This window comes from Isoptericola sp. NPDC060257, from assembly GCF_042726645.1.
Taxonomy (GTDB): Bacteria; Actinomycetota; Actinomycetes; order Actinomycetales; family Cellulomonadaceae; genus Isoptericola; species Isoptericola nanjingensis.
The window spans coordinates 1-9,109 of record NZ_JBHXAW010000185.1 but is presented as its reverse complement, the minus strand read 5'-3'; the positions used below and the strand labels follow the sequence as shown (position 1 = coordinate 9,109).

Genomic DNA, 9,109 nt, shown 5'->3' with positions numbered 1-9,109 from the left:
CGTTCCCTGGTGACGGGGCGCGCCAACTCCGTCGCCTTCCTCCTCACGGAGGAGCAGCACCTGCTGTTCGAGGACCCCAACTTCTCCCTGCTGCTGCGCGGTGCCACGCACGCCGCCGCCGAGCGGGAGATGCCGATGGTGCTGCTCGTCGCGGGCACGGCAGAGGAACGGCGTCGGGTGGCGCAGTACCTGGAGGCCGGGCACGTGGACGGGGTGCTGCTCATCAGCTCCCACCGCGGCAACCCCATGATGGGGGAGCTGCTGCGCCACGAGATCCCCACCGTCGCGTGCGGCGTCCCGCTCGGGTACGAGGGCAAGGTCGGGTACGTCGCCGCCGACGACCGGTCCGGCGGTCGCACGATGACGCAGCACCTGTGGGACACCGGCCGGCGGCGCATCGCCACCATCACCGGCCCGATGGACACACCGGGCGGGGTGCTGCGCCTCGAGGGGTACCGCGAGGTGCTGGGCGACGCCTACGACCCCGAGCTGGTCGTGCACGGCGACTACTCCCGCGAGAGCGGGCGCCTCGCGATGGCCGAGCTGCTCGAGCGGCGGCCCGACGTCGACGCCGTGTTCGTGCACTCCGACCTCATGGCCGCCGGCGCCCTGGTCGCCCTGCAGGCCGCGGGCCGCAGCGTGCCCGGCGACGTCGCCGTCGGCGGGTTCGACGACTCCGGCGTGGCCGCGCAGCTGCACCCGCCGCTGACCACGATGCGGCAGCCCTACGAGCGCATCAGCGCCGAGATGGTGCGGCTGCTGCTGGAGGTCGTCGACGGTCAGGAGCCCGCCGCCATCACGCTGCCCACCTCCCTCGTGGTGCGCGACTCGGCCTGAGCGCCCGAGGCCGCCCCGTCCGTGGCGGGGAACGACGGCGGGTCCGCGCGCACCTCGTCCGCCAGTCGATCCAGCAGCACCTCCGGCGCCAGGTCGGCGGGGAGTTCCACGCCGTCGGGGACGAGGACCCCGACCGCGACGAAGGCGCCACCGGCGACCGTGGCCAGCGACGTGGTGCGGAACTCCTGGCCGTCCGCGCCGCGCTGGTGGGTGGTGAGGCCGAACGGTCCGAGCTCGTCGAGCTCGAGGCGGTACCGCTCGGCGGGGTCGGGCAGGCGCCCGACGTACTCGACGGACCGCACCGTGCCGTCCGGGTTCCAGACCAGCGAGTCGTCGTGGAGCCCGTGCTCGGCGGCGCTCTCCGCCTCGTACTGCAGCTGCCACACCGCGCTGCCCTGGTCTGCGAGCGTGTACGGGCCGTCCGGGGAGACGGTGACGAACGTGATCACCTGGACGCCGTCCACGTCGACGCCGGAGGTGGCGTCCACCGGGTAGAGGCCGTCCTCGCGGTCCATCCAGGGACGCACGACGTCGCTCGTGGTCGCGAACCGGGCGCCGGCGAGGCCGCCGGCGAACAGGGGCCCGAGCGGGTCGTGCATGACCGCCGAGACGCTCCACCCCGGCTGCCGCCTCGTCGTCATCCGCGACGTGTCCACGGGCAGCGCGGTCGCCTCGTGGCCGGGGAACTCGTCCGCGGTGAGCCCCCACGGCTCCGGGCTCCAGTGGGCGGCCTCGGCGATCGCCCGGTCGCGCTGCCAGTCCCGCCACGCGTCCCGGCCGAGGTGGTGCCAGAGGAACAGGCCCGTCACCACGAGGGTGACGACCAGGAGCGGGGTCACGCTGGGGTTGGCGAGGACGCGGTGCGTCGCGGTACTCATCGGTCGTCCTCCGCGGGGTCGGACAGGTGGTCGAAGGAGGCGTCGAACAGCGTGGCGGGAGTTGAGCCGTTGCCGTCCGGCGTGAGCCCGGAGCTCCGCTCCGCGGCGGCGTCGGGGTTCAGCCCGAGGCCGAGGTCGTGCTGGACCACGCCGTCGTACAGGTCGGTGGCGTACCGGTCGATCAGCCCGTGCTCGGTGGACCAGATCCGCTCGCGGGCGTCGTCGAGCGGGGCCTCGGGGTCGAAGAGCGACAGCGCCGGCCCGCTCGCCAGCCCCACGGCCTCCGTCACGACCCTGCTGCCGAACCTGAGGTAGCCGACGCCCGTGCCGGCGAGGGCGAGCACGGTCTCGCGGGTGTCCACCTGGGCCCGGGCCGTGTCGATGGTCTGGGCCTGCATCCCGCCCGTCACGGCGCCGATGTCGGACAGGGCTTCCTGGACCAGGGGGACACGAGGCCCCGAGTCCTCGTCGAAGCCCTCCGAGGTGGCCTGCTCGAGGACCCACCCCGCGTAGCGGTCCGTCACCCCGAGCCAGGCCGCCGCCGCGCCCGGCGTGCGGGACGTCGCCCCGATCACGTCGCAGAGGGCGAAGGCGTCGAGCTCGGGCTGCACGACGAGCGGGACCCGGTCGCCGAGGTCGGGCGCCACCTCGGCGTCGGGGTCGACCCCGGGGGCGGGGACCGGTTCGACGCCGGCCTTGCCGGACGTGGGGTTCTGCGCCTGGGTGACGTCACCGATGACCGGGACGTAGGGCTCGTAGGCGACGGCGACGTACCCTGCCGCGTCGTCGGCCAGCCCCGGGGTCCGGAGCAGGCCGACCGGCAAGGCCTCCGTCGCGTGCGAGACGAGGAGTGCCGCGCGCGCCTGGTCGCCGCGGTCGGGGGACGCCGCTCCGACGTCCACGGCGGTGGCGAAGGCGTGCGCGACGGCGCGGCCGCCGTCGGGCCACCCGGCGCGGGGCACGCTGCCGAGCCACCGCGCGACCGACGGGCCGACGAGCTCCTCGTCGGCGGGCGCGAGCCGGTCGAACGCCAGCCGCGGGTGTGCGGCGAGGCCCGCGGCGACCGCGACGACCACCGGCGCCAGGACGGTGAACGACCCGTCGAGGGGCGCACGCTCGCTCCACCAGGCGTCGAGCGCGTCGTCGGCCCCCGCGTGGACGGCCGCCGGCAGCGACGCGGGGAGCAGGGCGACGGCGACCTCCGCCCCGTCGGCCGGCGTGAGCGGCGAGCCCGCGCCGGCCGCGACGTCGCCGACCACCCGACGCCCCAGGTCGCCCTGCTCCGCGGGCGACGCCGTCTGCGCCCACAGGCCGATACCCGCGCCGAGCGCCCGCGCCAGCTCGACGTCCAGGGCCGGGCCGAGCGCACCCCCGAGCGCGCCCCCGAGCCCGGCCGGGACGCCGGCGGCTCCCGGCCCGCGGGGGACCAGAGCCTCGTAGAGCTGTGCGGGGGAGGCGTCGTCCCAGAAGACGGCCCAGAACGCGGGGTCGTCGGCGTGCGCGGTCAGGACGTGTCGGAGGTCGTCGCGCACCGCGCGTCGTGCTGCGGCGTCCCCGCCCGACGTGGCGCGCGGCAGCAGCGCGACGACCGACCGCGCGGCCTCGCCGGAGGCCTGGAAGCCGGCCGGGTCCGCGCCGGCCGCCGTGATCGAGCGGACCGCGCGGACGTCGGCGAGCGACGCCAGCGCGGCAGCCGCCTGCCGCGAGGCCTCGTCCTTCGTCTCCCGGGCCGCGCGCCAGCGCGCCTCCGCCGCCGCGACGTCCGCCCGAGCCGCCGCGACCTCTCGCTCGGCGGCGGCGAGCCGCAGGTGGGCGTGCGCCGGGTCGGCGGGCAGCGCCGGCGCGCCCGACCACGCCGCGCCGGGCCACGCCGTTCCCGACCACGCCGTTCCCGACCGCGCCGCGCCCGCCTCACCGGCACCCGGCGCGGCACCGCCGGCCAGGGCGATGTTCCACGTGGAACGACGCGCCTCGTCCGCCTCCGCCTGCCACCGGGCCTCCCGGCCGAGCGCGTCCGCACGGAGGGCGAGCGCCCGCTGCGCCGCTGCCTGTGCGTCGCCGAGGGTCGCGGCGTGACGCCGCAGGGTGGCGGCCGCCGCCTCGAGCATCCCGCCGCTCGTCCGGGCGGCGTCGCCCGCTGCCGTGACCCGTTCGCGCGCCCGCTCGACGGCCGTGCTGCGCTGGCCGTCGAGCACCGATCGCACCCGCAGCAGTCGGGTGCGCGAGTCCTCGAGACCGGCAGCGACGCGCTCCACGACGGCGGCGGCGTCGACCAGGGCGGGCGGGCTGCCAGGGAGCGGGCGGAGCTCGCCGGCCGGTGGCGCGAGCCGACCTCCGGGACCGCCGCCCTCCCGGGCGACGGGCGTCATGCGTCGCCTCCGGGGCGGGGTCCGACGAGCAGCGCGGCCAGGTCGTGCGTCGTCGTGCGCTCCGCACCCTCGAAGACCTCGGAGGCACGGGCGAGCCCGGCAGCGAGCGTCCCGAGCTCGTCCACGAGGGCCTGGTCGGCGGCCCGCCAGGCCGCGGCGAGGTCCTGCAGGGCGGCCGACAGCCCGGCGTCGCCGCTCGCGGCGGGTGTCGCCGCCGCGACCAGCACGCCGCTGGACACGTCGTGGAGCGCCACCGCGGCGCCGCGCACGTCGGTGCCCGCCGCGGCGAGGGTCGTGGTCTCGAGGTCGAGCTGCGTCATCCCGTCCCTGTCCTGGTCCGTCGTCGGGTCGTCCCTGCCTGCGCCGGGGCGCGGGGACGACGCTAACGACGACGGTCCCGACCGCACCGGGGTTATCCACAGGGTCGGTCCGGGAGGCGCGCGGCTCGCCGCCACGGCTCGCCCCCGCCCGCCCGCCGGTCAGTCCCACCAGGCGCGGAACCACGGCTCGTCCGTCCCCGCAGGCGCTCCGTCGTCCGGCCGTCGCCCCCGCCAGGGCGCGACCTCGTCCGGGGGTGCGTGCATGTCGTCGATGCCCAGCCGGGCGAGAGCGCGCAGGACGTCGGCCCTCGCGTCGTCCGGCCCGCGCGGCGGCTCGGGCCCCACGTCCCGGCCCGGCCGGAGCAGCACCCCCGTCACGGTGATGCGTTCGTCGCAGCGCAGCGGTCCGACGACGTACCCCTGCGCACGCACCCGGCCGGGGTGCCGCACGACGGCCCGCAGCACGGCGCCCAGCGAGGGACCGAGGTTCTGCCGCTGGGTCGCCAGCTCCACCTCGTCGAGCCGCTCGAGCAGCCCGGCGGCGGTGCGCTCGTCGAGCGCGACGAACGGGTAGAACCCCGGGGTGGTCGAGCCGGTGAGCACGGGCTCGAGCAGCACGTCGAGCCCGTCGTCGAGCAACCAGCCGTGGCGGCCGGGACACGACCCGCCCAGGGTGCCGTGGTGCGCGTGGTCCTCGCGGGACGCGAGCTCGCGCTCGCGCCTCCAGGCGGAGTGCAGGTCGACGAGCTCGGGCGGGACGAACCGCGCAGGCCGGGGTGCCGGCAGCGGGGGCGGCGGTGTGGTCGCGACGGGCATTCGGGCTCCTCGGGCTCCAGGGTGCGGGACGGGCGTCCGGGACCGAGCCTGCGGCGCGGCGCTGCCGCGGGGAGACGCCGGCCGCGCACCTGTGGACGGCGCGGTCCTGGGGGCAGCCTCCAGGCCCTGGCATGACGCGCCGCCGACCGGTCCCGCGCGACGAGCAGGGCAAGCGACGCAGGTCGCTGACAGGGGGCCGATGAGTTCCCCGCCGCGCGGGTGTCAGAGGGGTGCGGCACGATCGCCGCGTCCCTCGATGCCGACGGAGGCATGCCCATGAGCACCCAGCAGACCTTCACCGTGGACGTGCCCGGCGCGGTCCTCACCTACGACGTCCGCCTCCCCGACACCCCCGGGGAGCACCCGCCGCTGTTCCTGCTCGGCTCGCCGATGGCGGCGTCGGGGTTCGTCCAGCTCGCGGGACACCTCGACGACCGCGCCGTCGTCACGTACGACCCGCGCGGCGCGGAGCGGAGCACGCTCGCCCCCGACGGCGAGGTGTCGGTGGAGCTCCACGCCGACGACTTCCACCGGGTGGTCCAGGCCGCCCGCGAGCTGGTCGGTGACGGGCCGGTCGACGTGTTCGCCTCCAGCGGCGGCGCCGTCAACGTGCTGCCGTGGGTCGTGGCCCACCCCGACGAGCTCGGCACGGTCGTGGCGCACGAACCCCCGCTGTGGGCGCTCCTGGAGGACCGCGACGTGCAGCGCGAGGTCACGCAGGACATCGTCGAGACGTACCAGCGGGACGGCTTCGGCCCCGCGATGGCGAAGTTCATCCAGGTCTCCATGCAGGACGCGCCGCTCACCGAGGACTACCTGACGCAGCCCGCGCCCGACCCGGCGGCGTTCGGCCTGCCCACCGAGGACGACGGCTCGCGGGACGACCTGCTGCTGAACGGCAACATGAAGGCCCTGCCCTGGTTCGAGCCTGACCTCGACGCCTTGCGCGGCACCACCGTGCGGCTGGTGCCCGCCGTCGGCGAGCAGGGGCCCGGCACGATGCCGCGCCGCGGGGGAGAGGCGCTGGCCGCGGCGCTCGGCGTCGCGCCAGTCCACTTCCCCGGCGACCACGGCGGCTTCGCGTCCAACGAGTGGTCGCCGGGCAACGACCCGGCGGCGTTCGCGACGCGGCTGCGGGAGGTGCTCGCCGGCTGAGGGCGAGCGCGCCGTCGGACCCGTGGGACCGGTCAGACCCGGACCCCGGCGTCCCGGCCGATCCGCTCCAGCCCGGCGATGCCCGCGGGGGCGTACTCGAGGTACCGCTCGACGGCGGCGCGGACCTCGGGTCGTGCGGACTCCTCGGGCGGCACGCGGGCGGGGTTGAGCAGCACGGAGTGCGCCCAGAGGGCGACGTCCGGGTCGGCCATGAACGTCGCCGCCGCCCGCGCGCCGCGGCCCTGCATGGCCGCCCAGTCGGCGGGCATGCTCCAGTAGGGCGTCGGCGGGCAGAGGGCGTTCTTCTCGGCGTCCGGCCGGTCGTGGCGGGCGCCCTCCACGTAGCCGATCAGCGCCGCGCAGAAGGGTGGGAACCCCGCCCGGACCGACTGCAGCGTGATCCGCTCGCCCCAGATCGGCAGCGCCGGGCGCACGTGCAGGCCGTACGCCGCGCAGTGCACGACGACCGCGCCGTGCGGCACCGCGACCTCGCCGCCGTCGAGCACCAGCCGCCGTGGCTCGACGCGGCGCAGGTGCCCGTCGCGGACCACGCGGGTCACCGACCGCAGCAGCTCGAGCTCCCATCGCCCGAGCGTCGGTGTGCGGGCCATGGTCGGCATCACCGCGGGGTCGATGCGCGTCATCACGTCGGCGTCCTCGAGGCGCAGGAAGAGCTCGTCGGCGGACGAGGCGTCGCAGGCCGCGGCCATGAGGGTCCCCGCCATGCCCAGGAAGACGGCCGGGTCCGGCTGCACCGCGGCGCGGTCGAGCATCCACGGGTCCCGCGGCCGCACCCACTGGATCGCGTCCGGGTCCACGCCGCGCCCGAGCAGCCACACCACGGCATCGGTCGCCGTCTTGCCCGACCCGACGACGACGTACGCGGCGGCGTCCGCGACGTCGGGCAGCGCGCCTGCGGGGACGACGCGGGCGTCCTCGTCGACGTCGAACGGCGGCGGGCCGACGGCGGGGATGGACGGGGCGAGGTAGCGGGCGTCGACCACCCGCCGGCGCACGCGCGGCTCGACGACGTCGCCCGACGCGAGGTCGACGAGCAGGCCGTCGCGGTACTCGACGCCGCGGAGCAGCTCGACGCGCCCGGTCGGCAGCAGGCGCTCCTCGAGCACCTCGGCGAAGTAGGCGCAGATCTCGGGGCCGGTGGCGCGCTCGTGCATCCCCCGCTCGGGGCCCGACTCCTGGACGCTCCCGGAGCCGAGGCGGGTCGACGCGACCCCGTAGAACTGCGACGCCTGGTGCAGGCGCACGAAGGGGTACGCGTCCAGCCAGTGACCGCCCGCGGCCGCGCGCCGGTCGACGAGCGTCGCGTGCGCGGTCGGGTCGTGGTCGACGATCGCGTCGACGAACGCCATCCCGGCCGCCCCGGCGCCGACGACCAGGTAGTCGGTGTCGATCGAACGGGCCGTCGCTCCAGTGGCCATGACTCCAGTGACCCACCGGCGTCACGGGCGGTCAACGGGCGCCGGGGGTGATTGAGGGTGCCCGGGGCGACGCCTGGCCGGCGGGTCAGTCGTCGTCGCGCTCCTGGACGACCTTCCCGTCCTGGGTGCCGACGCGGTAGTCGGTCTCGACGCCGTCCACCAGCACCGTGACCGACCAGTGGTACCGGCCGTCGTCCTCGTCGAGCTCCGCGTCGTCGAGGTCGCCGCCGGACTTCGCGACCGTCCGCTCGATCGCCCGGGTGATCGAGACCGTCGCGTCGGCCAGCGCGCGACGGTCGTCGGCGTCGAGGTCGTCCTCCTGGGTCCGGACCACCTCGGTGCCGTCGGCGCTGACCTCGACCTCGACGCTGATCGTGCCGGTGGCGACGTCGACCTCCCAGGTGTTGTCGCGGTCCGGGTCGTCGATGGCGTAGGCGGTGCCGCCCGCCTTCTTCTCCGCGGTGGCGATCGCCAGCAGCCCGGCGGCCGTGCGGTGCTCCGGCGCGGCGGACGCGCTCGGGGACGTCGTGTCGTCGGTCGCGGTGTCCTCGGTGGCGGAGGTCGCGGGCGTGTCGGCGGGCGCACCGCCGTCGCCGTCGGCGCAGGCGGTGAGGGTCAGGCCGAGCGCCAGGGCGAGCGCGACGGGGACGGCGAGGCGGCGTGCGGCGCGGTTGCTCATGACGACGATCCTCCGGGCCGTCGGTGACCCCCGCATGAGATACGGAGGAGAAGGTCCTCATCTACCGCCTTGCGGTTGACGCGGCGTCAACCTCTACCGTCGACGTCATGACCCGTTCCATCCAGGACGTCGCCCGGCTCGCGGGCGTCAGCAGCCGCACCCTGCGGCACTACGACCAGATCGGTCTGCTGCCGCCGTCGGGCACCGGCACCGGCGGGCTGCGCCACTACGACGACGCCGCGGTCCGGCGCCTGCAGCGCATCCTGCTGCTGCGCGACCTGGGCCTGCCGCTGACCGACATCGGCCGGGTGCTCGACGAGCAGACGGACGAGGCCGGCGCGCTGCGCCGGCACCTCGACCAGCTGCGCGCCGAGCAGGACCGGCTGACCCGGCGCATCGCGTCGGTGGAACGGACCGTGACCGCGATCGAGAGGGGAGAACAGCTCATGGCCGAGGACATGCTCGACGGCTTCGACCACACGCAGTACGAGGAGGAGGTGACCGAGAGGTGGGGTGCCGACGCGTACGCGACGAGCGACGCGTGGTGGCGCGGGCTGGGGGCCGAGAAGCAGAAGGAGTGGCAGACGCGCACGAAGGAGCTCGCCGACGCCTGGGT

General features: G+C 76.3%; 9 protein-coding genes. 3 read left to right on the top strand and 6 right to left on the bottom strand.

Annotated elements, in window-relative coordinates; translation table 11 throughout:
- Positions 1 to 837: LacI family DNA-binding transcriptional regulator (locus tag ACFWEK_RS14800; RefSeq protein ID WP_430554534.1), on the top strand; the 837-nt coding region annotated here is incomplete at its 5' end.
- Here the strand turns inward: ACFWEK_RS14800 and ACFWEK_RS14795 are convergent.
- From ACFWEK_RS14795 to ACFWEK_RS14780, 4 genes are all read right to left on the bottom strand, one after another.
- Positions 780 to 1,715 carry a hypothetical protein gene (locus tag ACFWEK_RS14795; RefSeq protein ID WP_430554533.1) on the bottom strand — a complete coding sequence of 312 codons (936 nt, stop codon included), beginning with the start codon at positions 1,713 to 1,715 and terminating at the stop codon, positions 780 to 782. The genes ACFWEK_RS14800 and ACFWEK_RS14795 overlap by 58 nt on opposite strands.
- On the bottom strand, positions 1,712 to 4,084 hold the full coding sequence (locus ACFWEK_RS14790) for a hypothetical protein (protein WP_430554532.1): 2,373 nt from the start codon (positions 4,082 to 4,084) through the stop codon (positions 1,712 to 1,714). Before ACFWEK_RS14790 ends, ACFWEK_RS14795 begins: the two co-directional genes overlap by 4 nt.
- Entirely contained in the window at positions 4,081 to 4,404 is a 324-nt protein-coding gene (locus tag ACFWEK_RS14785; protein ID WP_430548209.1) for a hypothetical protein, read from the bottom strand. Before ACFWEK_RS14785 ends, ACFWEK_RS14790 begins: the two co-directional genes overlap by 4 nt.
- A 159-nt stretch (positions 4,405 to 4,563) precedes the next feature.
- Entirely contained in the window at positions 4,564 to 5,220 is a 657-nt protein-coding gene (locus ACFWEK_RS14780) for a hypothetical protein (RefSeq protein ID WP_430548210.1), read from the bottom strand.
- Positions 5,221 to 5,496: 276 nt separating this feature from the next.
- On the opposite strand from ACFWEK_RS14780, the gene ACFWEK_RS14775 reads away from it, so the two are divergent.
- On the top strand, positions 5,497 to 6,375 hold the full coding sequence (locus tag ACFWEK_RS14775; protein ID WP_430554531.1) for an alpha/beta fold hydrolase: 879 nt from the start codon (positions 5,497 to 5,499) through the stop codon (positions 6,373 to 6,375).
- 32 nt (positions 6,376 to 6,407) lie between these two features.
- Here ACFWEK_RS14775 and ACFWEK_RS14770 read toward each other — a convergent pair whose 3' ends face one another.
- On the bottom strand, positions 6,408 to 7,814 hold the full coding sequence (locus tag ACFWEK_RS14770) for a pyridine nucleotide-disulfide oxidoreductase (RefSeq protein ID WP_430554530.1): 1,407 nt from the start codon (positions 7,812 to 7,814) through the stop codon (positions 6,408 to 6,410).
- A gap of 85 nt (positions 7,815 to 7,899) precedes the next feature.
- Entirely contained in the window at positions 7,900 to 8,493 is a 594-nt protein-coding gene (locus tag ACFWEK_RS14765) for a hypothetical protein (RefSeq protein ID WP_430554529.1), read from the bottom strand.
- A 107-nt stretch (positions 8,494 to 8,600) separates the two neighbouring features.
- Between ACFWEK_RS14765 and ACFWEK_RS14760 the strand changes: the two genes are divergently transcribed.
- Positions 8,601 to 9,109: MerR family transcriptional regulator (locus ACFWEK_RS14760; protein ID WP_430554528.1), on the top strand; the 509-nt coding region annotated here is incomplete at its 3' end.

What these genes read in the sequence shown, in the direction of transcription:
- ACFWEK_RS14795 (WP_430554533.1), bottom strand. Translation starts at nt 1,715, where the DNA reads ATGAGTACCGCGACGCACCGCGTCCTCGCCAACCCCAGCGTGACCCCG.
- ACFWEK_RS14790 (WP_430554532.1), bottom strand. Translation starts at nt 4,084, where the DNA reads ATGACGCCCGTCGCCCGGGAGGGCGGCGGTCCCGGAGGTCGGCTCGCG.
- ACFWEK_RS14785 (WP_430548209.1), bottom strand. Translation starts at nt 4,404, where the DNA reads ATGACGCAGCTCGACCTCGAGACCACGACCCTCGCCGCGGCGGGCACC.
- ACFWEK_RS14780 (WP_430548210.1), bottom strand. Translation starts at nt 5,220, where the DNA reads ATGCCCGTCGCGACCACACCGCCGCCCCCGCTGCCGGCACCCCGGCCT.
- ACFWEK_RS14775 (WP_430554531.1), top strand. Translation starts at nt 5,497, where the DNA reads ATGAGCACCCAGCAGACCTTCACCGTGGACGTGCCCGGCGCGGTCCTC.
- ACFWEK_RS14770 (WP_430554530.1), bottom strand. Translation starts at nt 7,814, where the DNA reads ATGGCCACTGGAGCGACGGCCCGTTCGATCGACACCGACTACCTGGTC.
- ACFWEK_RS14765 (WP_430554529.1), bottom strand. Translation starts at nt 8,493, where the DNA reads ATGAGCAACCGCGCCGCACGCCGCCTCGCCGTCCCCGTCGCGCTCGCC.